The organism is Streptomyces sp. NPDC057877 (assembly GCF_042796855.1).
GTDB lineage: Bacteria > Actinomycetota > Actinomycetes > Streptomycetales > Streptomycetaceae > Streptomyces.
Genome location: NZ_JBHVMS010000016.1, coordinates 73,850 through 100,045, shown reverse-complemented (window position 1 = coordinate 100,045; position 26,196 = coordinate 73,850). Strand labels below are relative to the sequence as shown.

28 protein-coding genes and 1 pseudogene are annotated in these 26,196 nt (G+C 70.5%); 20 read left to right on the top strand and 9 right to left on the bottom strand.

The window, feature by feature from the left end; translation table 11 throughout:
• Positions 1-49 precede the first annotated feature (49 nt).
• Positions 50-1,831 (top strand): alkyl/aryl-sulfatase, encoded by a 1,782-nt coding sequence (locus ACFVQG_RS36775; protein ID WP_383392563.1) that lies wholly within the window; start codon positions 50-52, stop codon positions 1,829-1,831.
• Between the two features lie 22 nt (positions 1,832-1,853).
• Here ACFVQG_RS36775 and ACFVQG_RS36770 read toward each other — a convergent pair whose 3' ends face one another.
• Genes ACFVQG_RS36770 through ACFVQG_RS36760 form a run of 3 tightly spaced genes read right to left on the bottom strand, consistent with a single transcriptional unit; the run spans position 1,854 to position 3,683 of the window.
• Entirely contained in the window at positions 1,854-2,363 is a 510-nt protein-coding gene (locus ACFVQG_RS36770) for a GNAT family N-acetyltransferase (protein WP_383392459.1), read from the bottom strand.
• A gap of 21 nt (positions 2,364-2,384) precedes the next feature.
• A complete protein-coding gene (locus ACFVQG_RS36765) occupies positions 2,385-2,759 on the bottom strand; it encodes an ArsR/SmtB family transcription factor (protein ID WP_383392456.1) in 375 nt (124 codons plus the stop codon).
• 33 nt (positions 2,760-2,792) lie between these two features.
• Positions 2,793-3,683: a LysR family transcriptional regulator gene (locus ACFVQG_RS36760; protein WP_383392561.1), complete on the bottom strand. Its 891-nt coding sequence runs from the start codon at positions 3,681-3,683 to the stop codon at positions 2,793-2,795.
• A gap of 79 nt (positions 3,684-3,762) precedes the next feature.
• Between ACFVQG_RS36760 and ACFVQG_RS36755 the strand changes: the two genes are divergently transcribed.
• The 3 genes from ACFVQG_RS36755 (at position 3,763) to ACFVQG_RS36745 (ending at position 6,761) form a co-directional block, all read left to right on the top strand.
• Entirely contained in the window at positions 3,763-4,653 is an 891-nt protein-coding gene (locus ACFVQG_RS36755; protein ID WP_383392454.1) for an EamA family transporter, read from the top strand.
• Complete coding sequence (locus ACFVQG_RS36750) at positions 4,650-5,300, top strand: NAD(P)-dependent oxidoreductase (protein WP_383392451.1); 651 nt, start codon at positions 4,650-4,652, stop codon at positions 5,298-5,300. Before ACFVQG_RS36755 ends, ACFVQG_RS36750 begins: the two co-directional genes overlap by 4 nt.
• 93 nt (positions 5,301-5,393) lie before the next feature.
• Positions 5,394-6,761 carry an FAD-dependent oxidoreductase gene (locus ACFVQG_RS36745; RefSeq protein WP_383392448.1) on the top strand — a complete coding sequence of 456 codons (1,368 nt, stop codon included), beginning with the start codon at positions 5,394-5,396 and terminating at the stop codon, positions 6,759-6,761.
• A gap of 71 nt (positions 6,762-6,832) precedes the next feature.
• Here ACFVQG_RS36745 and ACFVQG_RS36740 read toward each other — a convergent pair whose 3' ends face one another.
• The 4 genes from ACFVQG_RS36740 to ACFVQG_RS36725 form a co-directional block, all read right to left on the bottom strand.
• Entirely contained in the window at positions 6,833-7,420 is a 588-nt protein-coding gene (locus ACFVQG_RS36740) for a hemerythrin domain-containing protein (RefSeq protein WP_383392445.1), read from the bottom strand.
• A gap of 8 nt (positions 7,421-7,428) precedes the next feature.
• Complete coding sequence (locus ACFVQG_RS36735; RefSeq protein WP_383392442.1) at positions 7,429-8,628, bottom strand: hypothetical protein; 1,200 nt, start codon at positions 8,626-8,628, stop codon at positions 7,429-7,431.
• 519 nt (positions 8,629-9,147) lie between these two features.
• Positions 9,148-9,678, bottom strand: a complete 531-nt coding sequence (locus ACFVQG_RS36730) for a GNAT family N-acetyltransferase (protein WP_383392439.1) — start codon at positions 9,676-9,678, stop codon at positions 9,148-9,150.
• A complete protein-coding gene (locus ACFVQG_RS36725) occupies positions 9,663-10,916 on the bottom strand; it encodes an XRE family transcriptional regulator (RefSeq protein ID WP_383392436.1) in 1,254 nt (417 codons plus the stop codon). Before ACFVQG_RS36725 ends, ACFVQG_RS36730 begins: the two co-directional genes overlap by 16 nt.
• Positions 10,917-11,169: 253 nt before the next feature.
• On the opposite strand from ACFVQG_RS36725, the gene ACFVQG_RS36720 reads away from it, so the two are divergent.
• The 6 genes from ACFVQG_RS36720 to ACFVQG_RS36695 all read left to right on the top strand — a co-directional run bounded on the left by ACFVQG_RS36720 (position 11,170) and on the right by ACFVQG_RS36695 (position 14,868).
• The gene (locus ACFVQG_RS36720) at positions 11,170-11,586 is read left to right on the top strand and encodes an ATP-binding protein (protein WP_383392559.1); all 417 of its coding nucleotides are present in this window, start codon (positions 11,170-11,172) and stop codon (positions 11,584-11,586) included.
• Positions 11,580-11,942, top strand: coding sequence for a hypothetical protein (locus tag ACFVQG_RS36715; protein ID WP_383392434.1), 363 nt, complete (start codon positions 11,580-11,582; stop codon positions 11,940-11,942). The genes ACFVQG_RS36720 and ACFVQG_RS36715 overlap by 7 nt, the downstream gene beginning before the upstream one ends.
• Before the next feature lie 121 nt (positions 11,943-12,063).
• Entirely contained in the window at positions 12,064-12,366 is a 303-nt protein-coding gene (gene tgmA, locus ACFVQG_RS36710; RefSeq protein WP_190901747.1) for a putative ATP-grasp-modified RiPP, read from the top strand.
• Positions 12,363-13,334 carry an ATP-grasp ribosomal peptide maturase gene (gene tgmB, locus ACFVQG_RS36705; protein ID WP_383392431.1) on the top strand — a complete coding sequence of 324 codons (972 nt, stop codon included), beginning with the start codon at positions 12,363-12,365 and terminating at the stop codon, positions 13,332-13,334. Before tgmA ends, tgmB begins: the two co-directional genes overlap by 4 nt.
• Positions 13,324-14,511: an ATP-grasp peptide maturase system methyltransferase gene (gene tgmC, locus ACFVQG_RS36700; RefSeq protein ID WP_383392428.1), complete on the top strand. Its 1,188-nt coding sequence runs from the start codon at positions 13,324-13,326 to the stop codon at positions 14,509-14,511. The genes tgmB and tgmC overlap by 11 nt, the downstream gene beginning before the upstream one ends.
• Positions 14,512-14,541: 30 nt before the next feature.
• The gene (locus ACFVQG_RS36695; RefSeq protein ID WP_383392425.1) at positions 14,542-14,868 is read left to right on the top strand and encodes a DUF6087 family protein; all 327 of its coding nucleotides are present in this window, start codon (positions 14,542-14,544) and stop codon (positions 14,866-14,868) included.
• A 6-nt stretch (positions 14,869-14,874) separates the two neighbouring features.
• Here ACFVQG_RS36695 and ACFVQG_RS36690 read toward each other — a convergent pair.
• A pseudogene (locus ACFVQG_RS36690) lies at positions 14,875-15,356 on the bottom strand (mobilization protein); the annotation flags it as partial.
• Positions 15,357-15,529: 173 nt separating this feature from the next.
• On the bottom strand, positions 15,530-16,132 hold the full coding sequence (locus tag ACFVQG_RS36685) for a hypothetical protein (protein WP_383392422.1): 603 nt from the start codon (positions 16,130-16,132) through the stop codon (positions 15,530-15,532).
• 302 nt (positions 16,133-16,434) lie between these two features.
• Between ACFVQG_RS36685 and hemL the strand changes: the two genes are divergently transcribed.
• The 10 genes from hemL (at position 16,435) to ACFVQG_RS36635 (ending at position 26,187) form a co-directional block, all read left to right on the top strand.
• The gene (gene hemL, locus ACFVQG_RS36680) at positions 16,435-17,769 is read left to right on the top strand and encodes a glutamate-1-semialdehyde 2,1-aminomutase (protein WP_383392419.1); all 1,335 of its coding nucleotides are present in this window, start codon (positions 16,435-16,437) and stop codon (positions 17,767-17,769) included.
• Positions 17,766-18,452, top strand: coding sequence for a histidine phosphatase family protein (locus ACFVQG_RS36675; RefSeq protein ID WP_383392416.1), 687 nt, complete (start codon positions 17,766-17,768; stop codon positions 18,450-18,452). Before hemL ends, ACFVQG_RS36675 begins: the two co-directional genes overlap by 4 nt.
• A gap of 140 nt (positions 18,453-18,592) precedes the next feature.
• A complete protein-coding gene (locus tag ACFVQG_RS36670) occupies positions 18,593-19,834 on the top strand; it encodes a hypothetical protein (protein WP_383392414.1) in 1,242 nt (413 codons plus the stop codon).
• Positions 19,835-19,900: 66 nt separating this feature from the next.
• Positions 19,901-20,533 (top strand): TlpA family protein disulfide reductase, encoded by a 633-nt coding sequence (locus ACFVQG_RS36665; protein WP_383392411.1) that lies wholly within the window; start codon positions 19,901-19,903, stop codon positions 20,531-20,533.
• Position 20,534: 1 nt separating this feature from the next.
• Positions 20,535-21,311, top strand: a complete 777-nt coding sequence (locus tag ACFVQG_RS36660; RefSeq protein ID WP_383392408.1) for a cytochrome c biogenesis CcdA family protein — start codon at positions 20,535-20,537, stop codon at positions 21,309-21,311.
• Positions 21,312-21,314: 3 nt separating this feature from the next.
• A complete protein-coding gene (locus tag ACFVQG_RS36655; RefSeq protein ID WP_383392405.1) occupies positions 21,315-23,060 on the top strand; it encodes a cytochrome c biogenesis protein ResB in 1,746 nt (581 codons plus the stop codon).
• Entirely contained in the window at positions 23,057-24,160 is a 1,104-nt protein-coding gene (ccsB, locus tag ACFVQG_RS36650) for a c-type cytochrome biogenesis protein CcsB (protein WP_383392402.1), read from the top strand. Before ACFVQG_RS36655 ends, ccsB begins: the two co-directional genes overlap by 4 nt.
• A 79-nt stretch (positions 24,161-24,239) precedes the next feature.
• Positions 24,240-24,845, top strand: coding sequence for an RNA polymerase sigma factor (locus ACFVQG_RS36645; RefSeq protein ID WP_383392400.1), 606 nt, complete (start codon positions 24,240-24,242; stop codon positions 24,843-24,845).
• A complete protein-coding gene (locus tag ACFVQG_RS36640; protein WP_383392398.1) occupies positions 24,842-25,759 on the top strand; it encodes a CU044_5270 family protein in 918 nt (305 codons plus the stop codon). The genes ACFVQG_RS36645 and ACFVQG_RS36640 overlap by 4 nt, the downstream gene beginning before the upstream one ends.
• A 38-nt stretch (positions 25,760-25,797) precedes the next feature.
• Positions 25,798-26,187 (top strand): SRPBCC domain-containing protein, encoded by a 390-nt coding sequence (locus tag ACFVQG_RS36635; RefSeq protein ID WP_383392395.1) that lies wholly within the window; start codon positions 25,798-25,800, stop codon positions 26,185-26,187.
• The last annotated feature ends 9 nt before the right edge of the window (positions 26,188-26,196 follow it).

Here is a 26,196-nt window from a genome sequence, read left to right as displayed (position 1 = left end):
GTTCCCCTTCGACGACACCCAGGACCTGGCCGACGCCCGGCGCGGCTTCATGGGCACGGCCCCCGACAGCGTCATCCGCGACACCGAGGGACGTACGGTCTGGGACCTGGACGCCTACGGCTTCCTCGCCCAGGAGTGCCCGGACACCGCCAACCCGAGCCTGTGGCGGCAGAGCCGACTCTGCTCCGACCACGGCCTGTTCGAGGTGACGGACGGCATCTACCAGGTCCGCGGCTTCGACCTGTCGAACATGACCCTCGTCGAGGGCGAACGCGGCGTCTTCGTCATCGACCCCCTGCTGTGCGCCGAGACGGCCGCCGCGGCCCTCGCCCTGTACCGCGCCCACCGCGGCGACCGGCCCGTCACCGGCGTCCTCTACACCCACAGCCACGCCGACCACTTCGGCGGCGTACGCGGGGTCGTCACCGACGAGGACGTGGCCGCCGGGGTGCCCGTCCTCGCCCCGCGCGGCTTCCTGGAACACGCCGTCAGCGAGAACGTCTACGCCGGTACGGCGATGAACCGCCGCGCCGCCTACATGTACGGCGCCGCCCTGCCGAAGGGCGAGCGCGGCCAGATCGGCGCGGGCCTCGGCCAGACCACCTCCACCGGCGCGGTCGGCCTGATCCCGCCGACGGCCGACATCACCCGCACCGGACAGACCGAGCGGGTGGACGGCATCCGGATGGTCTTCCAGCTCACCCCCGGCACCGAGGCCCCGGCCGAGCTGAACGTCCACTTCCCCGAGCGCGCGGCGCTGTGCATGGCCGAGAACGCCACCCACAACCTGCACAACCTGCTGACCCTCAGAGGCGCCCAGGTCCGCGACCCCCGCGTCTGGTCCCGCTACCTCACCGAGGCCATCGACCTCTTCGGCGACTTCACCTCCCTCGCCTTCGCCTCCCACCACTGGCCGGTCTGGGGCCGCGACCGCGTGCTGCGGTTCCTGTCCGAACAGCGCGACCTGTACGGCTACCTCCACGACCAGACCCTGCGCCTGCTCAACCAGGGCCGCACGGCCGCCGAGATCGCCGAGACGATCGAGCTGCCCCCGGCCCTGGAGCGGGCCTGGCACACCCACGGCTACTACGGCTCCGTCAGCCACAACACCAAGGCGGTCTACCAGCGGTACCTGGGCTGGTTCGACGGCAACCCCGCCCATCTGTGGGAGCACCCGCCCGTCGAGTCCGCCCGGCGGTACGTGGCGTACATGGGCGGTGCCGACGCGGTGGTGCGCCGCGCCCGGCAGTCCTTCGCCGACGGCGACTTCCGGTGGGTCGCCCAGGTCGTCCACCACGTCCTCTTCGCCGACCCGGACCACGCCGAGGCCCGCGAGCTGCAGGCCGACGCCCTGGAGCAGCTCGGATACGGCAGCGAGAACGGCACCTGGCGCAACTTCTACCTCATGGGCGCGCTGGAGCTGCGCCACGGCTCCGTCGGCACCCCCACCTCCACGGTCGCGCCCGACCTGCTCGCCGCGCTGACCCTCGAGCAGGTCTTCGACTCCCTCGCGATCCGGGTGGACGGGCCGCGCGCCTGGGACGCGGACATCGCCGTGCGCTTCCTGCTGCCCGGCGGCGAGCGGATCACCCTGCGGCTGTGCAACGGCGTGCTCACCCATGTGCTGGGCAGCGGTCCGGCCGCCGCCGAGCCGGATGCCGAGATCACGCTCACGGAGGCGGACCTGCGGGCCGTACTCCTCGGCGGCGTCACCCCGTCCGACCTGGCGGCGCGGGAGGACGTCAAGGTGACGGGCGACATCGGCGCGCTGACCGGGCTGCTGGGCTACCTCGGGGCGCCGGATCCGGACTTCGCGGTGGTGACGCCGTAGGCGAGAGGGGCGCGCGGCGTGGTCAGCCGATGACCCCGCTACGACGCTCCAGCAGGACGACGTCCCGCCACCGCCCGTGATGGCGGCCGATGCGCTCGCGGGTGCCGATGACGCGGAAGCCCGCGCGCCGGTGCACGGCGAGGCTGGCGGCGTTCTCGGGGAAGATGCCGGACTGGACGGTCCAGATCCCGGCCCGGTCGGTCGAGTCGGTGAGCGCCGCGAGCAGCGCGGAGGCCACCCCGCGCCCCCGGGCGTCGGGACGGACGTACACCGAGTGCTCGACGACCCCGGAGTACGCGCACCGGTCGGACACCGAGCTGACGGCGACCCAGCCGAGCACGGCGCCGCGCTCGTCGAGGGCGACGAACCGGTGCTCGGGCAGCTTCGCGGCGTCGAACGCCTGCCAGGTCGGCGCCGTCGTCTCGAAGGTGGCGTTGCCCTCGTCGATACCGGCCTGGTAGATCGCCAGCACCTCGTCGGCGTGGGCGGCCGTCAGCGGGGCCAGGGTCACACGGGTCGGGCTGCTGGGCACGCTGGTCCTCTGTCCTGTGGCTCAGGCAGCGGCGGGCGCGCTGATCAGCAGGTTGCCCATCGCGGCGAGGACGGAGGGCTCGACCCGGTAGTAGACCCAGGTGCCGCGCCGCTCGGAGGTGAGCAGCCCGGCCTCCTTCAGCTTCTTCAGATGGTGGGAGACGGTCGGCTGGGACACCCCCACGTCGGAGATGTCGCACACGCACGCCTCACCGCCCTCGTGGGAGGCGACCGCGGAGAACAGCCGCAGCCGTACGGGGTCGCCCAGCGCCTTGAACATCCGCGCGGCCGTCTCGGCCTCCTCGGCGGTGAAGGGCCGCTCGGTGAGGGGCGGGCAGCACGGCGCGACGGTGTCCGAGTCGGGCTGGAGCAGCGGCAGCACCTTCGGATTAGACATGCGTCTATGTTGACACACCTACCGGCACTCGCATCAGGCCGGTGCTCGAACCCCGAGCACCTCGAGCATCGCCCGGGTGGCCGGACCCGGATTGAAGCGGCTCCACGCCAGATGCTCGACGCGCCGCGGCCCGTCGACCACCGGCACCAGCGCCAGCGCCGGATCCGCCGCGACCAGCGGCCGGACGAACGCCGACGGCAGCAGCCCGACGCCCAGCCCGCGCGCGATCAGCCGGACGATCAGCTCGACGACCCCCACCTCGTACGCCACGTCACGAACGAGCCCCGCCGCGGCGAACGCCTGATCGGACTGGGCCCGAGCGGGCGTCCCGGCCACGAAGTCCACGAACGTCTCGTCAGCGATCTCGGGCAACCCCACCCGCCGCGCCCCCGCCAGCGCATGCCCGACCGGCACCACCAGCACATGCTCGTCCTGATCGAGAACGAGACTCTCCACCCCGGACGGCGGCGCCCCCTCCGGCAGCCCCAGAAACGCGATGTCCAGCTCACCGCGCCGAATGTCCCGCACCAGATCGTCACTCCGCCCGGTACGCAGCACGACCCGCACCTCCGGATGCTGCGCCCGGTACCGCCGCAGCAACTCCGGTACGTCGACGGCGGCGGCGGTCACGATCACACCGACCGCGAGCCGACCCCGTACCACCCCGGTCGCGGCGGCGGCGTCGACGGCCGCCCGCTCGGCGGCGGCCAGACACTCGCGCGCCCCCACGAGGAACGCCGCTCCGGCGCTGGTCAGCTCGACGCGACGGCTGGACCGCGCGAACAGCTTGACGCCCAGCTCCCGTTCCAGCCCCGCGATGCGATGACTGAGCGACGACTGCACCACGGAGCAGCGCTCGGCGGCGCGGGTGAAGTTACGGGTCTCGGCGAGGGCGACGACGTAGCGGAGTTGCTGGAGATCCACGGCAGCCATGATTCTGCCTCATGGCTGCGATGACAAGCATGCTTTGGATTCATGACCGTCTCGGCCGAGACTTCCCCGCATGCACTCCACACGCCAGGCGGCGGCGACCGTCGCACTGACCGCGCTCGCACCCGCCTCCTGGGGCACCACGTACTTCGTCACCACGCAGTACCTGCCGCCCGGCCACCCGATGTTCGCCGGTCTGCTGCGCGCCCTGCCCGCGGGACTGCTCGCGCTGGTCATCGCGCGGGTGCTCCCGAAGGGCGACTGGTGGGGGAAGGCGGCGATTCTCGGCGTACTCAACATAGGAGCCCTCCCCCTCCTCTTCCTGTCGGCCGAACGCCTCCCCGGCGGAGTCGCCGCCACCCTCAGCGCCGCCCAACCGCTGCTCGTGGCGGGCCTGGCCCTCGGGCTGCTCCACGACCGGCCGACGGGCTGGCGGCTGGCCTGGGGGGTGCTCGGCGTCCTCGGCGTCGGACTCGTCGTGCTCGGGCCGCAGGCCCGGCTGGACGCGATCGGGGTGCTGGCGGGCCTCGGGCATACGGCGACCATGGCGGCCGGGGTCGTCCTCACGAAGCGCTGGGGACGCCCACCGGGGGTCGGCCCGCTGACCCTGGCGGGCTGGCAACTGACGGCGGGCGGACTGCTGTTGCTCCCCCTCACCCTCGCGTTCGAGGGGACGCCGGAGCGGATCGACGCCGGGGCGGTGGGCGGCTACCTGTGGCTCGGCAGCATGGGCGGCCTGATCGCGTACACGCTGTGGTTCCGCGGGATCGGCAAGCTGCCGGTGGGCGCGTCGGCGCCGCTGGTGCTGCTGTCCCCGCTGGTGGCGGCGGCGATCGGGCTCGGCCTGGGGGAGTCGCTGAGCGCGTCGCAGAGCCTGGGGTTCGTGCTGGCGCTGGGCGCCTTGCTGGCGGCGCAGCTGGACGGACCGGGACGGATCGGAACACGGACGAGGGAGACGACATGAGGACGGGCATGACGGTGGCCGTACTGGGCGCCACGGGAATGGTCGGCAGCCGGGTGACCAGGGAGGCGGCTGCCCGCGGGCACAGGGTGCTGGCCCTCTCCCGCAGGCCCGCGGACGAGGACGGGCACGCGACCCCGATCGCGCTGGACGTCACGGACGCCCACGCCGTGCGCGAGGCGCTGTCGGCCTCGGTGGACGCCGTGGTCCTGACGGTACGGACCTTCCCGGCCGACGAGGGGTTCCTCGTCGACGCGACCCGCACGGTGCTGGACAGCGCGGCGGAGCTGGGCATCCGCGTCCTGGTGATCGGCGGCGCGGGCGCGTTGCGCAGCCCGGGGGAGCGGGATCTGCTGGTGGCGGACAACCCGGCGTACGTACCCGCCGACGTACGGCCGGTGGCGGCTGCGGGGGTGGCCCAGCTGCGCACGTGCGAGGCGCACGCCTGTGCGGACTGGGTCTACTTGAGCCCACCGGCCATCCTCCAGCCCGGCGCGCGGACGGGCCGCTACCGGCGGGGCACGGACACCCTGCTCACGGCCACGGACGGGCGGTCATGGATCAGCGCGGAGGACTTGGCGGTAGCGGTGCTGGACGAGCTGGAGAAGCCGGGCGCGGACCGCCACGTGACGGTGGCCGACGGGTACTAACTTCGATGAACGTCTATATTGACAACCATCGACTCGGGTGTCAGCCTGGCGGTGCAGTCAGTCATCGACGAACGTCAAAACAAAGGGGACCCCGTGGCCGTGTCCACCACCGCCGACCACCTGCCCGTAGTGGTCATCGGAGCCGGGCCGGTCGGCCTGGCCGCCGCCGCCCACCTCGTCGAGCGCGGCCTCGAACCGCTGGTCCTGGAGGCCGGTCCCACCGCGGGCACCGCCGTACGCGACTGGGCGCACGTCCGGCTGTTCTCCCCCTGGGCCGAGGTCATCGACCCGGCCGCCGAGAAGCTCCTCGCCCCCACCGGCTGGACCCGCCCCGAGGGCACCGCCTACCCGACCGGCGGCGACTGGGCCGAGCGCTACCTCCAGCCGCTGGCCGACGCGCTGGGCGACCGGGTCCGCTACGGGGTCAGGGTGACCGGCGTGGCGCGTGCGGGCCGTGACCGGATCGTGGACGCGGGGCGCGACGAGGAGCCGTTCACCGTGCACACCGAGTCGGCCGACGCCGGGGAGCGCATCACGGCCCGGGCGGTCATCGACGCGTCCGGCACGTGGTCCGCCCCCAGCCCGATGGGCGCGGACGGCCTGCCCGCCCTGGGCGAGAGGGCGGCGGCCGAGCGTGTCTCGTACCGCGTCCCGGACCTCAAGGACCCGGCGGTCCGCGCCCGTTACGCGGGCAAGCGCACCGCCGTCATCGGCTCCGGCGCCTCGGCGTTCACGGCGCTGGCCGGTCTCGCCGACCTGGCCGAGGGGGAGGACGGCACCCACGCGGTCTGGATCCTGCGCCGGAGCATCGGCGCGAACACCTTCGGCGGCGGTGAGGCCGACCAACTGCCCGCCCGCGGCGCCCTGGGCCTGCGCGCCAGGACCGCCGTGACGGACGGCCACGCGAGCGCGGTGACCGGCTTCCGTACCTCGTCCGTGGAGCGCGACGGCGACCGCCTGGTCCTGGGCTCGGAGGACGGCCGCCGCCTCGACCCGGTCGACGAGATCATCGTCCTCACCGGCTTCCGCCCCGACCTGTCCTTCCTCTCCGAGATCCGCCTCGGCCTCGACGAACGCCTCCAGGCCCCGACCGCCCTGGCCCCGCTCATCGACCCCAACGTCCACTCCTGCGGCACGGTGTACCCCCACGGCGTGGCCGAACTCTCCCACCCGGAACAGGACATCTACCTGACCGGCATGAAGTCCTACGGCCGCGCCCCCACCTTCCTCGCCCTGACCGGCTACGAGCAGGTCCGCTCCATCTCCGCCGCCCTCGCCGGGGACCGCGAGGCCGCGGAGCGCGTCGAGCTGACGCTGCCGGAGACCGGGGTGTGCGGGGGCGCGGGCCTGTACGACGAGCCCGACGCGGGGCGGTCGGGGGAGGGCGCCGGAGGGTGCTGCGCCGCTCCGGCCACCCTCCAGATCGGCATCGGGGCGCCGTCCTCCTCGGGCGGCTGCTGACGGCGGCCGGTCGGCGGGCGAGCCCCGCCGACCGCGGCGCGAGCGGTGGCTACCTGGCGTCTGCCGGGCGCCTACTTGCCCATGGCCTTGCGCACGGCGTCCTTGGTGCGGTCCATGAGCGCGGCGACGGGTCCGAGGGCCATGTTCTTCGCCCCGGACTCGACGCCCGGGTGCGGCCGGGTGGGTGCCATCGCCTCGGCGGCCTTGACGGCCCTGGCCATCGCGGCCAGGTTGGTGGCGTCGGTGCTGCGCCGGACGTGGGTGAACTCGTAGCGTTCCTCGGCCCGGGCGTGCTCCTGGACGTCCGTGCGCAGTGCCAGCAGACGGGGCATGAACTCCGGGTCGTCGACGTCCAGTTCGTCGAGCGCGGCCAGCGCTTCCTTGGCCGCCTTCTCCTCGGCGAGACGGTCCGCCACGACCTGCTCGCCGCCGGGGAAGCCGCGCCGGGCGAAGGGGTGCAGGACCTCTTCCTCGGCGGTCTCGTGCACGGCCAGCAGCCGCACCAGGCGGCGGAACGCGTCGCGGCGCTCGTCGCCCTCGGTGGCCTCGACCTCGTCGAAGAGATTGCGGATGTCCCCGTGCTGGCGCATCAGCAGCGAGACGACGTCGTCGTCCCTGGCCTTGTCGTCCCCGGCGTGCGGGGTGTGCAGCTCGGACATGGCGCCCCCTACTTCTCGCGCTGGGTGGGGTCGGGGTGCTCGCCCTCGGACTGGACGCGGTACTCGCGGCCGAACATCTCGTCGTGCTCGGTGATCACCCGGTCGCTCGGCGGTGCCTCACCGCCGTGGATCTGCTCCTGCATCCGCTCGAACCGCTCGTGTGCCTCGCGGACGTACCCGGCGCCGAGCGTGGTGAGGTCCATCTGCGTGGCGAGCAGCTCGCGCAGGTAGCCCTTGTTCGGCTCGAAGGTGAGCACGTTGGGCAGCTCGGGCGCCAGGACCGAGGCGGGGTCGCGGCCGTCGTGCTGGCGCATGAGGTCGCAGGCGGTGTGCAGGTGCTCCAGCTCCATGTTCAGGTGCAGCTCCCAGATCGCCTTGACCTTGGGGTCGCTCTCCTGCTCCATGAAGGAGTAGTAGAGGTAGCACTCGTTGTACTCGTGGTTGACCAGCTGCTCCCACCACGTCTCACCCGGGTCCACGAGGGACTCGTAATGCGTGACGTGCTCCTCCTCGATCAGCCCGATCTCCTGGTAGAGCTGGCGGGCGATCGGCTCCATGTAGGTGGGGCCGGTGTTCATGTAGAAGTTCATGGTCTGCTGCTCGGCCGACATGATCGTCAGCGCGTGCAGCTTGGACAGCGGGTCGGTCCGGTCCCTGGCGTACGGGTCGCGCACGTTGTCGACCGGATCGCGGTGGTGGAACCTCGTGGGCCGACCGGGCATGACCTCCGTCAGACCGTCGACGATCGACTCGGCCTTACGGTGCTCGATCATCTCGTAGAGGTTCGCGTACCGGTACAGGTGGTCGAAGTCCTCCAGCACCCCGAACTGGTACGCCTGCTTGAGGTACGGGTCGGGCTCCATGCGGGCCACCCACGCCGTCAGGTCCACCGCGACCTGCTCGTAGGCGATGGTCGTCTCCAGCACCGACGAGACCCCGGGCAGCAGCCAGTTCACGACCTTCTGCTGCTGGGCCTCGATGTACCGGGTGCGGGCCAGCTGCCGCTTGACCTCGGGGTCCGGGGTGTGCCGGGCGAGCTGGTGGCTGAACAGGATCGCCTCCACCTCGAGCCCGTTCATCGTGATGATCCGGCACCGGGTGTACGGGTCGCAGTGGTCCGGGTCGATCGGGTCCACGTTCAGCTCACGCCAACTGCGCAGTTGACGGTCCAGCGGGATACCCCGCTGCTCCAGCGGATTGAACGCCATGGGGTCGTGCCTTCCTGAGGACGAGGTGGGGGGACGCGCGCGCCGCTGGAGTACCCCGCTGCAGACGACGAGCACGGACACGTTCCTCAGTCTGTTCACGACCGACGCCTTCGAGCCACCGCTCACACCCGCATGCCGAAGGGTTCCCTCCGGTGGGCCAACGCGGTACGGAAGGGGGCGGGGCGCCCTGGGAGGCCCCGCCCCGGGGGATCAGCCCCTGCGGTCCTTGACCATGACGGCGTCATCGGGGGAGTCGGCACCTTGGGGCGGGTCACGTCGACGAGGAGGACAGCGAGGTCTTCGGTCCGCTCCTTGAGCAGCGCCTCGTGCAGGCGGTCGGCAGTCCCCTGCCGACGCCAGCTTGGGCGCACCATCACCTTGGAGGCCCGAACCGGATCTCCAGATCGAAGATGTGGCGGTCCAGTGCTCGAGTCTTGTGTGATTGCGTGGCCACCCCACGCGCTGCCAGCCTCGTAAGGTCGGCGACGGACTAGCTGTCGTAGTGCCAGCCGCGTGCGATCAGTCCCGAAGGTCTTTGACCATGACCGCGTACACCGGTGAGTCGGCGAACGGTTGCTGCTCGCCGACTCTGGCGTATCCCCATGTCTCGTAGAGCGCTTGGACCTTGGGGTGTGTGACGTCGACCAGCAGCACGGCGAGGTCTTCCGTACGTTCCTTGAGTAGCGCCTCGTGCAGGCGGTCGGCAATTCCCTGCTTACGCCAATTTGGGCGCACCATCACTTCGGAGACCGCGTAGGTGGAGGAATAGCCGTTGTTCGGCTCGTACGCGGTGGAGCGCCACCATTCGCGGCCGGGGGCGAGGGGGGCGCCGTAGGCGAAGCCGACCGGTTCGTCTTCGTCGTACGCCACCACGCAGGAGAATCCGTCCATGCCGGTCCAGTGGTCGACGAACCACGCGAAGCGCTGGTGGAAGGGGTCGTCCATCTGGTCGGCGTAGGCGTCGGCGTGTACGTCGATGAGCATCTGCCGGAAGACCTCGGGGAGGCTTCCGTGCTGGAAGTGATGCAGGTCGGTCACGCTCGGCTCCATTCGGTTCGCATGCGGTCTGCCCAGTCTCGTGCGTAGGAGGCGGAGGGAGCCATGACGAACAGGCCCCGGTGGAAGTCGCCCATGAGCGTGCGCAAACGGCCGGGCAATGGGTCGCCATCCATGATGGTGAAGACGTCGGTAGCTGAGGCCGTGGCCTGTTCGGCCTCTCCCTGGTGGAGCTGTGCGAGGGCGAGCTGGGCCGTCGCGAGGGCCTCGTTGCGCCGGAAGGCGGTCGGGATCCTGGCCAGCGCCCGGTGAGCCATGGCTTCGGCATGAGGGTGGCGTCCGCTGTTGAACTGGACGATTGCGGCTAGGTGGTCAAGTTCGGCCTGCCCGTAGAAGGCGGTCCAGCGCGGACGCTCTCGGTCGGCCACCCTGGTGAAAGTGTCCTGGGCTGATCCCAGTGAACGCAGGCCCGCACGGTCGTCACCGAGAGCCGCGTACGCGAGGGCGACGCGGACTCGGCCCAGCGAGTCGAAGAACGGGTCCCGGCGAGCCGCTGATGAGGCTTGCGCGGCCTGGGCCGCGGCGAGGGCTTCGGGCCAGTTCTGCCGTTGGTAGGCGAGCATCGAGAGGTTGACCCAGACCCGCATTTCGGTGGGGCCGTCCTGGGAGAGGCCGGCGTACGTCGCTGATTCGTTCAGGTAGCTCTGGGCCTGGTCGAGATTGCGGGCGTCGATGCAGGACCAGGCGGCGATGGTGGTGTACTCGGCGGCCAGTGAGTACAGGGCTCGGCGGACGCGTTCGCCGGCGTTGCGCTGCTGTAGTTCCAGCACCTTGGTGCGGCCCTGGGCGGCGGCCCTCTCCAGTGCCGTGTGTCCGCCCTGGCGGTCGTCGGCTTCGACAAGGGCGTTCATCCCGGCAGCGACCCGGGCCACGTCCGACATGCCGACGGTCCGGCGTTGCGCCACCAAGGGAACGGCGGCAGCCGCGCTTCCGGTCGCTGAGATGAGGAAAGTGCGACGCCGCACGGGGTCCTCCTGGGGGTGCTGCATGGTGCGTGGTGCGCTGAACCCTAAGTCCTCGACGAGACAACCGAACACCCGCTCCAGGGCTGCGCACGTGCGTCCGATGGGGCGGCGGGAGGTCCCGTTGAGGAGGTTGCGGATTGTGCGGTCGGAGACGTCACCGGGCCTGCCGGTGATCTCTGCCAGCGCAGCGTTCATCCGACCAGCCAATTCTTCCTGGGTGAGCCCGAGTTCCTCCATCCGACTCTTGAGGATGGCGTTCGCTCCCATGGACCGACCGTAGCCCTGCGGTCACTGACCGAACCAGACCCGAGGTCACCGGAGCGTAAAGTCTTCCGGTTCGCGGAGGCGCGGCGGGGCGCGACATTTCCTGTTCGCCGTCGGCCAAGGGCCGTTGACTCGGTACCAGCCGTTGAGCGGGCGAGATTCCCCTTCCTGCCTCTCGACGGCGTGGAGGAAGGCCCGCCCCTGCGTACCCGTCGCCGGGCGGGCGTCCCAGCCTCGGAGGGATGACCCCGTGACCATGACCGCCGCCAAACCAACCGCGACCGGTGTTCCGGGCTACACCGAGACGGTGCCGTGCGAGCCGGAATCCGCGCGCAGCGCACGTCTGCTTGTCTCCGCGGCTCTGGACACCTGGGGCATAGGCGAGTTGGCCGAGGTAGGCACTGTGATTGTTTCGGAGCTGATCAGCAACGCCGTCAGCCACACGCCCTGTCGCGTGGTCCGTGTGATGATTCGGCGCGAGACGGCCGAAGTGATGCGGATCGGTGTCGCTGACAAGTGCCGAGACACCCCGGAGCCGGGCTGTCCTGAAGGCGACTCGGAGGGCGGCCGTGGTCTGCTCCTGGTCGAGTCGCTGAGCTGGCGGTGGGGCTACGACCTGCATCGTTGGGGCAAGCTGGTCTGGGCAGAGCTACGGGTGCCGGCCGCATGCTGATCTCGCGTATCTCCTTACGGCTCCTGCCCTCGGAGGAACTGGTCGGCGATCCGTTCCCGGACGCGTGCGTGCAGCTGGCCTTCGGCCCGACGCGTCCGTCTGACGAGGCCGGCGCGGTAGTTGTCCCAGAGTCGGTCCGGATAACTCCCGCCGACCTTGTGCGGCTGCACGTCGTGTCGGGAATGGCTCTCGGCGAGATCCGCGCGGAGATGCAACGTGCCGAGATCGCGTGGCGGCAGCAGCTCAGCCGCTGGTACGGCGACGGCCGACTGGCAGTCGAGGCCCGCGCACCGGACATCAGCCTCCTTCAACGAGTCCTGGACGGGTTGCGGAATCCCGGTCCGGTTTCGACGTAGGCCCCGGCGCCTCTTCTTCCCGGCGCCCCTGAGACTCCCGCACAAGCAAGATCGTGTTCCTCGATGCCGTGCGGGTGAGCAAGTCAGCCGAAGGACAGAACTCCTGACAGGAAGGAAGACCGTGTTCAACCACATGGATCGCTTCCCCACGGGCAGCCCGCTGCCGCAGGGGCATCTCACGGCGGCCCCGTGGGGTCTCCGTCGCATCGCCCCGTACCCGCCCGTCGAGGGCCCCGTCTACGCGACGGTGACGCTGGATCCGAAGACGCAGACCGCCCGGTACTTCGACACTTCCGGGGCGCCCACCATGTCCCCGGGCCACGGCACATCCTCCGGTACGAATCCCGCGACCGGCACCACGGGCCAGGGCGACCGCAACAGCGACTCCCCGGACAGCGACACGGGGAACGACACCGACCAGTGACTCTGGTGACGAACGACGATCGTCCGGTCCTGGTCGTCACCAACCTCGACGACCCGACCGCGGACTTCGTGATCGCCGAGCTGCACGACCGGGGCGTCCCGGTCGTGCGGTTCGACTCCGGTGACTTCCCCGCCACCCTGTCGTGCTCGGCCGCCATCGGCGGCACCCACAGCTGGCGGGGAAGCGTGCGGACCCCGAGCCGACGTGCCGACCTGGGCGCGGTGCGTTCCGTGTACTACCGGCGCCCCTCCGGGTTTGCCTTCCCCCACCTCGACAAGCAGGACGAACGGTTTGCCGTCGCCCAGGCGCGCTACGGGCTCGGAGGCATCCTGACCTCGCTGCCCGGCTGCCTTTACGTCAACCACCCCAATCGCATCGGCGACGCCGAGTACAAGCCGGCCGGGCTCGCGGCAGCGGCGGCGGCTGGCTTCACGCTTCCGCCGACGTTGATCACCAACGTTCCTGACGACGCGCGGGCCTTCATCAAGGCGCAAGGTGCCGTCATCTTCAAGCCGATCTCGGTTCCGCTCTACCTGGTCGACGGCGAGGCCCAGACCGTCCCCGTGACCGAGGTGACCGTCGACGAGATCGACGATTGCGTGTCCGGCACCATGCACCTCTTCCAGAAGCGGGTGCGCAAGGTTGCCGATATTCGGGTGACTGTGATCGGCGAGCAGATCTTCGCCGTGCGGATCGACTCCGGTCTCCTCGACTGGCGTACGGACTACGGCACTCACACATACACGCCGCTTGCCGTGCCACCCGCGGTGGAGCGGTCGATGCGTGCCTATCTGAAGCACTTCGGGCTCGTCTTCGGGGCGTTCGACTTCGCTCTGACCGACCGCGGTGAGTGGATCTTCATCGAGTGCAATCCTTCCGGGCAGTGGGCATGGATGGAGCCGCCGACCGGTCTGCCGATGACTCCCGCACTCACCGATCTCCTGGAAGGAGGACTCCGTGGCCAGTGAAACCGACATCGAGACGGCCGCAGCCGATCTCCGGCGCCGGCTCGCCCGACAACTGGAGAAGGACGGCTGGCTGCGCTCGCCGCAGTGGCGGGCCGCCGTGGAGGCCGTGCCCCGCCACAGATTCATCCCGCGTTTCTACCGGGAGAGCCACGCCCCGGGCGTCACCACCTGGGAGCCGGTCACACGGGAGACGGTCGGTGAGGAGGAGTGGCTCCGGCTCGTCTACACCGACGAGACATGGATGACCCAGTTCGACGGTCGGGACATCGACTGGGCCGACCCGAAGCCGATCAGCAATGCGATCCCGACCTCGTCGTCGACGTTGCCGAGCCTCGTGGTCCGGATGCTCGAAGACCTGGATGTGCAGGACGGCATGAAGGTGCTGGAGATCGGAACCGGAACCGGTTACTCGACCGCACTGATGTGCCATCGGCTTGGCAGCGAGAGCGTGACCTCGATCGAGACGGACGAGGGCGTGGCCCGACGAGCTGGCCATGCCCTCACGGGATCCGGTCATACCCCCCACCTGCTGGTGGGGGACGGCTGCGTCGGCCACCCCGACGGAGCCCCGTACGACCGGCTGATCGCCACGTGCGGCTTCCGCAGCATCCCGCCCGCCTGGCTGGAACAGGTCCGGCCGGGCGGCGTCATCCTCACCACCCTGCGCGGCTGGATGCGCTCCCTCGGCCTGGCCAAACTCGTCGTCACCGGTGACAGCGCGAGCGGCTGGTTCAGCGAGGACGACCCGAGCTTCATGATCGCCCGCCAGCAGGACGCACCGGAGAGCCTCGGCATGGTGCCGGGCCCCGACGACGGGACAGTACGGAAAGCCGTACGCGGGCCAGAGCTTCTCACCAGCTCCGGGTCGGCGTTCATGGCGCAGCTTGCGGCGCCGGACGCCCGCTTCTTCTCGATGGCGGTCGACGGCGGCCCGGTCAGCACGTTTCTACTGGACAGCGTTACCGATTCCTTCGCGGTCCTTGCTCCCACGGACGGCGGCTGGCAGGTCAGGCAGGGCGGCCCCCGCCGCCTGTGGGACGCGGTCGAGTCGGCGGTGGCCACCTGGGAGGAATACGGCTCACCGAACACCGCGGCGTTCGGTGTGACCGTCTCCCGCGACCAGCAGGCCGTCTGGCTCGGGAACCCGAACGGCCCACAGTGGGCGCTACCTTCCTGAGACAGCCGCCACCGACGCGAGGAAGCCAGGATGGACGACGAACCGCTGAAGGACTGGGCGGAACGCCGTGCCGCGAGGATCGGCCGGCTTCGCGCCGCGCCTGTCGTGCCCGGCGACGGGCCCAGGGCATCGCATCTGAATCCGGACGCACCACGCGCCATCGAGCGCTGGAACGGGCATGCATGGGAGCTGTACGGGTTCGCCGCCAGCCTGGCCGACGCCAAAGCCATCCTGTACCCGGAGGCCAACAAACCCTCACCCGCAGGGCCGGTGCCGAAGCCGCTCGGCTCCGGCACCGGCAAGCACCGCAAACACCAGGCACCCAGGGCAAACGGTGGCGGCCGGGCAGAGAGGTGACCAACACCGCCGCGCCTGAGGCTGCGGCGGGCGCGGAGCGGCAGGATGCCCCTCGACGTAGTGCGCATTGGCTGCTTGGGCTCGTGGACCGGGTGCGTGTCTTTCGCCGAGGCGGCGGATGCGCCAGGTCAGTGCTCGTCCGGGGCTGTGGGCGTCGTCGAGCCTGCGCTGGCTGAGGGCCCGGTCGAGGATCGCGGTCGGGTTGTGTCCGGCTGTTTCCGCCTCGGCGAGCACGGTGGCAAGGGCGTCCCAGGCGGGGCCGTCCAGGATGCGTTCGGCGTCTTCGGGGACCGCCTGTTGGAGGTGCCGGGCTGGCGATGCTGCTGGGCGTGCTGGCGGGTGCGGTGCCAGTGCATCGCGTAGGTGACCGCGGTGAGCGCGACGTCCAGCAGCATCGCCAGCCCGGCACCGTCGCTATGCCGCGCGGGTTCTTTCCAGGTTGCCTGGACACTGCGGCGAAGGACATAGGCACTGGCGTCGTCGTCGGCGGCGAAAGCGGAAGACGACGGCGGCCCGCCCGCAACCCAGGGCACATCACCACCCGCAGCAAAACCAATGTGCCCTCAACGTGCCCTGGCCGCCTGACGGCCCCCTCCGGCACCAAAAAGGGCGAGGCCCGAAGACCCCGCCCAACCCGCAAGAATCCCCAGCTCAGAGCCGATCAGGGCCACACCAGGCAGTACGGCTGATGCCCCGCCTCATGCAACCGATGCGAGAAGTCCTGCCACTCGTGCAGCAACTGGTACACATTGAACGCATCCCGAGGCCCACCCCGATCCGGCACGGTCGACCAGATGAAGGCCGCCGCGCCCACCGCCTCCTCGCCGATGCCGCGGAGGGGGTCGACGACGGTCATGGGGAGCTTGACGACGGCGTAGTCGGGGTGGAGGACGACCAGTTCCAGTGGGGGCACCTTGTGGAGGGGGACGCCCTCGATGCCGGTGAGGACCATGGCGGCCATCGTCTCGGGCTTGATCTTGGTGAACATGCCGTTCATGCCCAGCTCGTCGCCGCCGAGTTCCTCGGGGCGCATCGAGATCGGGACGCGGGCCGCGGTCGCGCCGTCCGGTGCGCCGAAGTACTTGTACGTCACCCCCACCCGACCACCGTTTCTGCGCTCACTCGGTACGCCGGGACCACCCGGTACGTCCGGTGTCCGGCGTGTTTCTGCCGTTTCCTCAGCGTCGCGCCGGTGCCTTCCCCGCCGGGCACGTCGAGGACCCAGGTCGTCAGTCCCCTCGCCCAGTCCGCCACCGCGATGCATATCTCCACCCGACTGCTTTTCTAGGGCGCGTGGGCCCCGCCGCGCAACCCGATCATCGTGTCAGTGACCTCCCCCACGGCCGCCCGCCGAAACGTGGCGTGTTGAAACACCTGTCCGCGGGATGTCCGGCAGGCCTCAGTGTCGCAGATAGCGCTTGATTGATCAGACGTATTCCCTCGTCGTCGTTCGCGGTGGTCCTTGGGCTCCCGTCGGGCACTCCCGGCCGTTGCGGGCCGCTGGCCTACCCTGAGGAGGTCACCATCAACCGGAGTCCGAGACGGAAGTCGGAGAAGTCGCACGTCATGAGCGAAGCCCCCCATTCCCCTGATGCACCCTATGCGTACGACGCGCCTGTCTCGCAGGCTCTGTTCGACCGTGCGGCCGTCGTCACTCCCGGCGGCGTCAACTCCCCGGTGCGTGCCTTCCGCGCGGTGGGCGGCACGCCCCGGTTCATGGTGTCCGGCACCGGTCCGTACCTGACGGACGCGGACGGGCGCGAGTACGTCGACCTCGTGTGTTCCTGGGGGCCCATGATCCTCGGGCACTCCCACCCCGAGGTGATCGCCGCCGTCCAGGAGGCCGTCGGCCGCGGTACGTCCTTCGGTACGCCCGGTGAGGGGGAGGTCGCGCTCGCCGAGGAGATCGTCGCGCGGGTCGAGCCCGTGGAGCAGGTGCGGCTCGTGTCCAGCGGGACCGAGGCCACCATGTCCGCCATCCGGCTCGCCCGTGGGTTCACCGGGCGGGCCAAGGTGATCAAGTTCGCCGGGTGCTACCACGGGCACGTCGACGCCCTGCTCGCCGCCGCCGGGTCCGGGGTCGCCACCTTCGCCCTGCCGGACACGCCCGGTGTGACCGGCGCCCAGGCCGGGGACACGATCGTGCTCCCGTACAACGACCTCGACGCCGTACGCGCCGCCTTCCAGGCCCACCCCGGCGAGATCGCCTGCGTCATCACCGAGGCCTCCCCGGGCAACATGGGCGTCGTACCGCCCCTGCCCGGGTTCAATCAGGGGCTCAAGGATGCTTGTGAGGAGAACGGGGCCCTCTTTGTCTCCGATGAGGTCATGACCGGGTTCCGGACCAGTCGCAGTGGCTGGTACGGGGTCGATGGCGTGCGGGCCGACCTGCTGACCTTCGGGAAGGTCATGGGCGGTGGGTTCCCCGCCGCCGCGTTCGGGGGGCGGGCCGACGTGATGGCCCACCTCGCTCCCGCCGGGCCCGTCTACCAGGCCGGGACCCTCTCCGGGAACCCCGTCGCCACCGCCGCCGGGCTCGCCCAGCTCCGGCTGCTCGACGACGCCGCCTATGACAAGGTCAACGCCGTCTCCCGGCAGATCCAGGCGCTGGTCGGCGAGGCGCTGAGCAAGGAAGGTGTCGCGCACACCCTGCAGAGCGCCTCCAACATGTTCTCCGTCTTCTTCAGCGACCGGCCCGTGCGCAATTACGAGGACGCCAAGGCCCAGGAGTCCTTCCGGTTCACCGCCTTCTTCCACTCGCTGCTCGCCCAGGGCGTGTACCTGCCGCCCTCCTCGTTCGAGTCGTGGTTCGTGTCCACCGCGCACGACGAGCGTGCCGTCCAGCGGATCGCCGACGCGCTTCCGGCCGCCGCCCGTGCCGCCGCGGAGGCCACGGCATGAGCGGCGCCGAGCGGGACATCACCGTCGTCCACGTGATGCGGCACGGCGAGGTCGCCAACCCCGACGGCGTGCTGTACGGGCGGCTGCCCGGCTACCACCTGTCCGAGCTGGGGCGGCAGATGGCCGACCGGGTCGCCGAGCACCTCGCCACCCGTGACATCACCTATGTCGCCGCCTCGCCGCTGGAGCGGGCCCAGGAGACGGCCACCCCCATCGCCAAGGCGCACGGGCTCGACCTCGCCACCGACGCGCGGCTGCTGGAGGCCGAGAACGTCTTCCAGGGCAAGACCTTCGGCGTGGGGGACGGGGCGCTGCGGCGGCCCGAGAACTGGAAGCACCTGGTCAATCCGTTCAAGCCGTCCTGGGGTGAGCCCTACGTCGACCAGGTCGTCCGGATGATGGGTGCGCTGGACGCCGCCAAGGACCGGGCCCGGGGGCACGAGGCCGTGCTGGTCAGCCACCAGTTGCCGATCTGGATCGTGCGGTCGTACGTCGAGAAGCGGCGGCTCTGGCACGATCCGCGCAAGCGGCAGTGCACGCTCGCGTCCCTGACGACCTTCACCTACGAGGGTGACCGGATCGTCTCCGTCGGGTACACCGAGCCCGCCCGCGATCTCGTCCCCGCCCATCTCCTCGCCGGTGCCAAGCCGGTCAAGGGGAAGGACAAGGCCTTCGGGGCGTGAGGCGTACCGAGCGGCCCGGCGCGGGTCCGCACCCGTCTGTGACATTCGTTGCGGAATCTGCGTAATTCCAGCGAAACCAACCGTTCGTCGCGTTCATCTGACTGGATGACCAGCACAGCAGCGCGACGGACGGGGCCGCCATGCGGAACTTCACGCGACGGGGACTTATCGGCATCGGCGCGGGGGCCGCCGCCGCCGGGATCGCGGGCTGCGGCGGCCTCAAACCGTCAGACGGGGGAAGCCGCCACGCCGGTTCCGACAAGGGCTCCGGCAGCAGCGACGGGGGAACCCCCACCCCCACCGCCCGCCCCATCGGCGACGGCTCCACCTCCCGCACCGGCAAGCAGCCCCACCAGCCCCCCGCGCCCGTGCCGCTGGAGCCCGGTCAGACCCCGCCGCAGTTCGTGGTGTTCTCCTGGGACGGCGCCGGTGAGGTCGGCAACGGGCTCTTCCCGCGCTTCCTGGATCTCGCCAGGGAGCACGGCGCGGCGATGACCTTCTTCCTCTCGGGTCTCTATCTGCTCCCCGAGTCGAAGAAGCGGCTCTACGACCCCCCGAACAACCCGCGCGGTGCCTCCGACATCGGCTACCTCACCGACGAGCACATCAAGGACACGCTGAAGAACGTCCGCCGCGCCTGGCTGGACGGGCACGAGATCGGCACCCACTTCAACGGGCACTTCTGCGGCGGGTACGGCTCCGTCGGCAACTGGACGTCGCGGCAGTGGCGCAGTGAGATCGAGCAGGCGAAGGCGTTCGTCAAGGAGTGGCGGAGCAACACCGGCTGGAGTGAGCTGCCGTCGCTGCCCTTCGACTACGACAAGGAACTCGTCGGCGGCCGTACGCCCTGTCTGCTCGGGCAGGACAACCTGCTGCCCACCGCCCGTGAGCTGGGCTGGCGCTACGACGCCTCCTCGCCCGGCGGGCGCCAGGTGTGGCCGGGGAAGCGGGCGGGACTGTGGGACCTGCCCCTACAGCAGATACCTTTCCCCGGGCGCTCGTTCGAGGTGCTCTCCATGGACTACAACATCCTCGCCAACCAGTCCGTGAACTCCACCAACGCCCCCGCGCACCACCACCCGGGCTGGCGCGAGCAGGCAACCCAGGCCTATGTGTCCGGGTTCAAGAGGGCATACGAGACCAATCGGGCGCCTTTCTTCATAGGCAACCACTTCGAGCAGTGGAACGGCGGTATCTACATGGACGCCGTCGAAGAGGCGCTCAAGTACATGGCCCGGGAGGGGGAGAAGGGCGGGGACGTGCGGCTGGTGTCCTTCCGGCAGTTCGTGGACTGGCTGGACGTACAGCGGCCCGAGGTGCTCGACAAGCTGCGGACGCTCGACGTGGGGCAGGCGCCGACCGGGGGCTGGCGGCAGCTCTGAGCAGGGGGGTGCGCGACCCCAGGGGGGTGCGCAAGATCCCCAGAACGGGCATGCGAAACTTTTCACATGAGTGCCGCCAGCCGCGCCCCCCAGCGCTCGAACCGCCCACGCCGCACCCGCCGCCGCGTCACCCCGTTCGCCGCCGTGGCCGCCGTCGCGGCACTCGCCCTGACCTCCTGCTCCTCCGGGGGCACCTCGGGCGGCGGCGGTGACACCGGGTTCGTCGCCGGGGGAGACGGCATCGACACCGTCGCCAAGAGCGGCCGGAGCGCCGCCCCCGATCTGTCCGGTGAGACCCTCGAGGGCGAGCAGCTCGACATCGCCGACTACAAGGGCAAGATCGTCGTACTGAACATCTGGGGCTCGTGGTGCTCGCCCTGCCGCGCCGAGGCCAAGAACCTCCAGACCGTCTACGACGACACCAAGGACCAGGGCGTCGAGTTCGTCGGCATCAACACCCGCGACGGCAGCACCGGCAAGGCGCTCGCCTTCGAGGAGGAGTTCGGGATCACCTACCCGAGCCTCTACGACCCGACCGGCAAGCTGATGCTCCGCTTCGCGAAGGGCACCCTCAACCCGCAGGCCATCCCCTCCACACTGGTCCTCGACCGGGACGGGAAGATCGCCGCGCGCACCCTCCAGGCGCTCAGCGAGAAGAAGCTGCGCGAGATGCTCGACCCGGTCCTGGCGGAGAAGTGACGTGACCGCGACCGGACTCACGGCGCTCGCCGCCACCGGCACCAACGACACCGTCCTCAACGGCGCCCTGCTGCTCGCCCTGCCCATCGCCGTCCTCGGCGGGCTCGTCTCCTTCTTCTCCCCCTGTGTGCTGCCGCTCGTCCCCGGCTACCTGTCGTACGTCACCGGGGTCAGCGGCACCGATCTGGCCGAGGCCCGGCGGGGGCGGATGGCCGTCGGCGCCTCGCTGTTCGTGCTCGGCTTCACGGTCGTGTTCGTCTCCGGCGGGGCGCTGTTCGGGTTCTTCGGGCAGGAGCTGCAGGAGCAGCAGAGCCTGCTGTCCAAGGTGCTCGGGGTGCTCATGATCCTCATGGGCGTCTTCTTCATGGGGCTCATGCCCTGGCTCACCCAGCGGGAATACCGCTTCCACCGGCGGCCGGTGGCGGGGCTGGTCGGCGCGCCGCTGCTGGGCGCGCTGTTCGGCATCGGCTGGACGCCCTGCATCGGGCCGACCCTCGCCTCGGTGCTCGCGCTCTCCTCCAACCAGGCCAGCGCCGGGCGCGGCGCGCTGCTGACCGTCGCCTACTGTCTCGGGCTCGGCATGCCCTTCGTGCTCGCCGCCATCGCCTTCCGCAAGGCCCTCGGTGCCTTCGGCTGGGTCAAGCGCCACTATGTGTGGGTGATGCGCGTCGGGGGCGTGATGATGATCGCGACCGGTGTGCTGCTGCTGACCGGCGCGTGGGACCACCTGGTGAGCGAGATGCAGACCTGGTCCAACGGCTTCACTGTGGGGATCTGATCGATGAGTAAGACGACCGCAAGCGCCCCGTCGAGCGCGCCCGTGAGCGAGGCTGCCAGCACCGCCGAGGACCAGGACCTCGGCGCCGCCGGTTCCCAGCTGTCCACCGCGCCCCGCGAGGAGGCCCCCAACCTGCCCACGCTGGGCGTGATCGGCTGGGCCCGCTGGTTCTGGCGGCAGCTGACCTCGATGCGGGTCGCGCTGCTGCTGCTCCTGCTGCTGTCGCTGGCCGCGATCCCCGGCTCGCTGATCCCGCAGAACGGCGTCGACGCCACCCAGGTCGCCGACTTCCGCCAGCGGCACACCACCCTCTCGCCGATCTACGACAAGCTCGGCCTCTTCGACGTCTACAGCTCGGTGTGGTTCTCCGCGATCTACATCCTGCTGTTCATCTCCCTCATCGGCTGCATCGTCCCGCGCACCTGGCAGTTCGTCGGCCAGCTGCGCGGACTGCCGCCCGGCGCGCCCCGGCGGCTGACCCGGCTGCCCGCGCACACCACCTGGCGCACCGAGGCCGCACCCGAGCAGGTCCGGGAGGCGGCGCTGGCGCTGCTGAAGAAGCGGCGGTTCCGCGGCCATGTCGTCGGTGACGCGGTCGCCGCCGAGAAGGGCTATCTGCGCGAGGTCGGCAACCTCCTCTTCCATCTCGCGCTGATCGTGATGCTGATCGCCTTCGCCTGGGGCCAGCTGTTCAAGTACGAGGGCAACAAGCTGGTCCTGGAGGGCGACGGGTTCGCCAACACCCTCACGCAGTACGACGACTTCAAGTCCGGCAACCTCTTCGGCCAGGACGACCTGGACGCCTTCAGCTTCAACCTCAGGGACTTCCGCGGCACCTACGAGCCCTCCGGACCCAACCGGGGCACCGCCCGCACCTTCGAGGCGGACCTCACCTACAGCGTCGGCGCCTACGGCGAGGAGAAGGAGACCACCGTCCAGGTCAATGAGCCGCTGGCCATCGGCGGCTCGAAGGTCTACCTGGTCAGCCACGGCTACGCGCCGATCGTGACGGTCCGCGACGCGCGCGGCAAGGTGGTCATGGACAAGGAGGCCGTGGCCCTGCTGCCGCTGGACGGCAACATCACCTCCTCCGGTGCGATCAAGGTCATGGACGGCTACCGCAACGCCGCGGGCGAGCGGGAACAGCTCGGCTTCAACGCCTTCTTCGTGCCCACCTTCGCCGGGGAGGGCAGCGGCACGATGGTGTCGCAGTTCCCCGCGGTACTGAACCCGCGGCTGGCGCTGTCGGCGTACCACGGTGACCTCGGGGTGGACTCCGGGATCCCGCAGAGCATCTACCAGCTCGACAAGAAGCACCTGAAGGAGTTCAAGGACTCGGGCGGCGATCTGTTCAAGCAGCGGCTGAAGGTCGGCGAGACCATGGAGCTGCCCGGCGGCGCGGGCTCGGTCACCTTCGAGGGCATCCAGGAATGGGCCGGTTTCCAGATCGCCAAGCAGCCGGGCAGCGGCTGGGCGCTCGCCGGATCCATCGCCGCGATCCTGGGCCTGGCCGCCTCCCTGTTCGTCCAGCGCCGCCGTGTGTGGGTGCGGGCCGTGCGGGGCGCCGACGGGGTGACCGTCGTGGAGATGGCCGGGCTCGGCCGCAGTGAGTCCGCGAAGGTGCCCGAGGAACTCGGCGACCTCGCCGGGCTCCTCTACGAACGGGCGCCGGGCGCGCCCGACCAGGAACAAGAGCAAGAACCCGACCCGACCCACTCCGCTGCACCTGCCGAAGGGGCTGAGAAGTGACTCTCGCCGCCGCTACTCACGAGAACCTCGCGAACCTCAGCAATACGCTGATCTACTCCTCGATGGCCGTCTACACCCTGGCCTTCTTCGCCTACATCGCGGAGTGGCTTTTCGGGAGCCGCAGCAAGGTCGGCCGCACGGCCGCCGCGCTCACCCCCGCCCAGGCGGCGGCTCCGGCCGTCACCGTGAAGCAGGGGGGTGGCACCGCCGTGCTGGAGCGGCCCAAGGTGGTCGTGCGGGCGACGGGCGGCGCCCGTGACGTGCCCGACGGGCCGGGGGCGCACGGGGGTGACCAGCAGGGTGACCTCTACGGCCGTATCGCCATCTCGCTCACGGTGCTCGCCTTCGCCCTGGAACTGGGCGGGGTGCTCGCGCGGGCCTTCTCGGTGGAGCGGGCGCCGTGGGGCAACATGTACGAGTTCAACATCACCTTCTCCACCACGGCCGTGGGTGTGTACCTCCTGCTGCTGGCGCTGAAGATGAACGTGCGCTGGCTGGGACTCTTCCTGCTCACGAGCGTCCTCCTCGATCTCGGCCTCGCCGTCACTGTCTTGTACACCGACAGCGACCAGTTGGTTCCCGCCCTCCACTCGTACTGGCTGTGGATCCACGTCTCCACCGCGATCCTGTGCGGCGCGGTCTTCTACGTCGGCGCCGTCAGCACGGTCCTGTACCTCTTCCGCGACTCCTACGAGAACAAGCTCGCGAGCGGCGGCCAGCCCGGCCAGTTCGCGCGGTCCTTCCTGGAGCGGCTGCCCGCCGCGGCCTCGCTGGACAAGTTCTCCTACCGGGTCAACGCGGCCGTCTTCCCGCTGTGGACGTTCACGATCGTCGCGGGCGCCATCTGGGCCGGTGACGCCTGGGGCCGCTACTGGGGCTGGGACCCCAAGGAGACCTGGTCGTTCATCACCTGGGTCGCCTACGCCGGTTACCTGCACGCCCGCGCCACCGCGGGCTGGAAGGGCCGCAAGGCCGCCTACCTGGCGCTGCTCGCCTTCGCCTGCTGGCTGTTCAACTACTACGGCGTGAACATGTTCGTCTCCGGCAAGCACTCCTACGCCGACGTCGGCCTGGGCGTGCTCCAGGCGACCGGTTTCTGACGACCGCGCACCCCTGGGGCCGGTTCCTGTGAGGCAGCTCACGGGAACCGGCCCTCGGCGTACGGACAGGCAGTAGGGCGTGGAGACGAATCTGCGGACACGCATCCGCGCGGGGGACCACGCGGCCTTCGGTGAACTCTTCGACGCGTACGCGCGTTCCGTCTACAACCACGCCTACCGGCTCACCGGGGAGTGGTCGACCGCCGAGGACGTCGTCTCGCTGACCTTCCTGGAGGCCTGGCGGCTGCGCGCGAAGCTGGACGAGGAGGGCGGCTCACCGCGGCCCTGGCTGCTGGGCATCGCCACCAACGTGACCCGCAACACCCGCCGCGCCGCCCGAAGACACGCCGCCGCCGTGGCGCGGCTGCCGCGCGGGGAGACGGTGCGGGACTTCGCCGACGAGGTGGACGGCCGGATCGACGACGCCGCGCAACTGGCCGTCGTACGCACCGCGCTGGCCAGGCTGCGGCGGGCCGAGCGGGAGGTGCTGGCGCTGTGCGTGTGGGACGGGCTGGACTACACCGCCGCCGCCGAGGCCCTCGGGGTGCCGGTCGGGACGGTGCGGTCGCGGCTCTCGCGAGCGCGGACAAAACTCGCGAAACATATGGAACCACCCGCGGATCGCGGACAGATGAGAGGTGACCGCACGACCGCGGTCAGGCCCATGAGGGAGGGACACCGATGAACCAGCTTCCCGAGCACGACCTTCCGCCGGGCCGGCACCGACTCCTGAAGGAGCATCTGATGACCGAGATCCGGCAGGAACAGCCCGCTCGCAGGCCCTGGTTGCGCCCGGCGCTGGTGGCGGGGGCGGTGGCGGCCGTCGCCGCCGTGACCCTGACGCTCGCCGCACCCTCCGGCGACTCCACCACGGCGCCTCCCACGAAGGCGGCGGTGGCGCTGCTGGAGGACGTGGCGCTGGCGGCCGAGGACGGTGGCGGCACCTACGGCGAGATCCGCGACGACCAGTTCGTGTACGTGGAGAGCAAGGTCTCCTACGCCCGGTACGAGGAGGGGGCGAAGACGAGGATCCCGCCGCTGCACCGCCTGGAGCACTGGCACTCCGTGGACGGCACGAGGAAGGGGCTGATCAGGGAGACGGGCCGGGGCCAGTGGTCCATGGACCCCGACCCGCGCAAGGGGGAGCCCGGCTACGACGTCTCCACCAACTACCGCCACCTGTCCACCCTGCCGACCGACGCGGACGCGATGTACGACTGGCTGCACAGGACGGCCCCCGAGCACAGCGGCCAGGAGACGAACCAGGCCATGTTCGTGCTGGCGGCCGACCTCATCCGGGGCGCCATCGTGCCGCCGGAGCAGAGCGCCGCGCTCTACCGCGCCGTCGCCCGCATCCCCGGGGTGACGGTCGTCGAGGACGCGGTCGACGCCGCCGGGCGCAAGGGTGTCGCGATCGCCCGTCAGGACCCCGACAACCCGACCCGGGACGAGTGGATCTTCGACAAGGAGACCTTCGAGTTCCTCGGTGAGCGCAGTGTGGCCACGGACGACTACTCGGACGTGAAGGAGGGCACCGTGACCAGCAACACCGCGGTGCTGCGCCGGGCCGTCGTCGACAAGGCCGGGGTCCGCCCGTAACGCGTGCGCATCCCGCCGCCAGGGGCCAGGCTGGTGTCATGACCGGTTCCGTCGAACAGGGCACCAGCCAGACCCACGGGAACACCCACATCCTGCACTTCCTGGTACGGCTCCCGAGGCCCATGGAGACGGTCTGGCCCGCGCTGGCCACCCCGGACGGGCTCGCGGCCTGGTTCACCCCGGCCGCGGTGCTCGAACCCCGGCTCGGCGGCGCGGTCACCCTCCGTGGCGTGGGCTCCGGGCAGGTCACCGCCTGGGACGTGGACCGGGTCGCCGAGTACACGGTGGGGGAGGGCGGCCGGATCCGCTTCCACCTGGAACGCGACGGTGACCAGGCGTGCGTGCTGCGCTTCACGCACGAGTTCCGGGGGGAGGGGGAGTCGGAGTCGGGCTGGCGCACCAGATTCGAACGCTTGATCGAGCAGTAAAGGGGGTAC

Coding starts and splice junctions, on each gene's coding strand:
- ACFVQG_RS36685 (WP_383392422.1), bottom strand. CDS start 16,132: ATGCATCGCGGTGGCGGACTGGGCGAGGGGACTGACGACCTGGGTCCT.
- ACFVQG_RS36725 (WP_383392436.1), bottom strand. CDS start 10,916: ATGGGAGCGAACGCCATCCTCAAGAGTCGGATGGAGGAACTCGGGCTC.
- ACFVQG_RS36655 (WP_383392405.1), top strand. CDS start 21,315: ATGAGTAAGACGACCGCAAGCGCCCCGTCGAGCGCGCCCGTGAGCGAG.
- ACFVQG_RS36750 (WP_383392451.1), top strand. CDS start 4,650: ATGAGGACGGGCATGACGGTGGCCGTACTGGGCGCCACGGGAATGGTC.
- ACFVQG_RS36765 (WP_383392456.1), bottom strand. CDS start 2,759: ATGTCTAATCCGAAGGTGCTGCCGCTGCTCCAGCCCGACTCGGACACC.
- ACFVQG_RS36695 (WP_383392425.1), top strand. CDS start 14,542: ATGGACGACGAACCGCTGAAGGACTGGGCGGAACGCCGTGCCGCGAGG.
- ACFVQG_RS36730 (WP_383392439.1), bottom strand. CDS start 9,678: ATGGAGCCGAGCGTGACCGACCTGCATCACTTCCAGCACGGAAGCCTC.
- ACFVQG_RS36635 (WP_383392395.1), top strand. CDS start 25,798: ATGACCGGTTCCGTCGAACAGGGCACCAGCCAGACCCACGGGAACACC.
- ACFVQG_RS36755 (WP_383392454.1), top strand. CDS start 3,763: ATGCACTCCACACGCCAGGCGGCGGCGACCGTCGCACTGACCGCGCTC.
- ACFVQG_RS36720 (WP_383392559.1), top strand. CDS start 11,170: ATGACCGCCGCCAAACCAACCGCGACCGGTGTTCCGGGCTACACCGAG.
- hemL (WP_383392419.1), top strand. CDS start 16,435: ATGAGCGAAGCCCCCCATTCCCCTGATGCACCCTATGCGTACGACGCG.
- ACFVQG_RS36735 (WP_383392442.1), bottom strand. CDS start 8,628: ATGGCGTTCAATCCGCTGGAGCAGCGGGGTATCCCGCTGGACCGTCAA.
- ACFVQG_RS36670 (WP_383392414.1), top strand. CDS start 18,593: ATGCGGAACTTCACGCGACGGGGACTTATCGGCATCGGCGCGGGGGCC.
- ACFVQG_RS36665 (WP_383392411.1), top strand. CDS start 19,901: ATGAGTGCCGCCAGCCGCGCCCCCCAGCGCTCGAACCGCCCACGCCGC.
- ACFVQG_RS36775 (WP_383392563.1), top strand. CDS start 50: ATGGGCACGGCCCCCGACAGCGTCATCCGCGACACCGAGGGACGTACG.
- ACFVQG_RS36715 (WP_383392434.1), top strand. CDS start 11,580: ATGCTGATCTCGCGTATCTCCTTACGGCTCCTGCCCTCGGAGGAACTG.
- ACFVQG_RS36675 (WP_383392416.1), top strand. CDS start 17,766: ATGAGCGGCGCCGAGCGGGACATCACCGTCGTCCACGTGATGCGGCAC.
- ACFVQG_RS36640 (WP_383392398.1), top strand. CDS start 24,842: ATGAACCAGCTTCCCGAGCACGACCTTCCGCCGGGCCGGCACCGACTC.
- ACFVQG_RS36740 (WP_383392445.1), bottom strand. CDS start 7,420: ATGTCCGAGCTGCACACCCCGCACGCCGGGGACGACAAGGCCAGGGAC.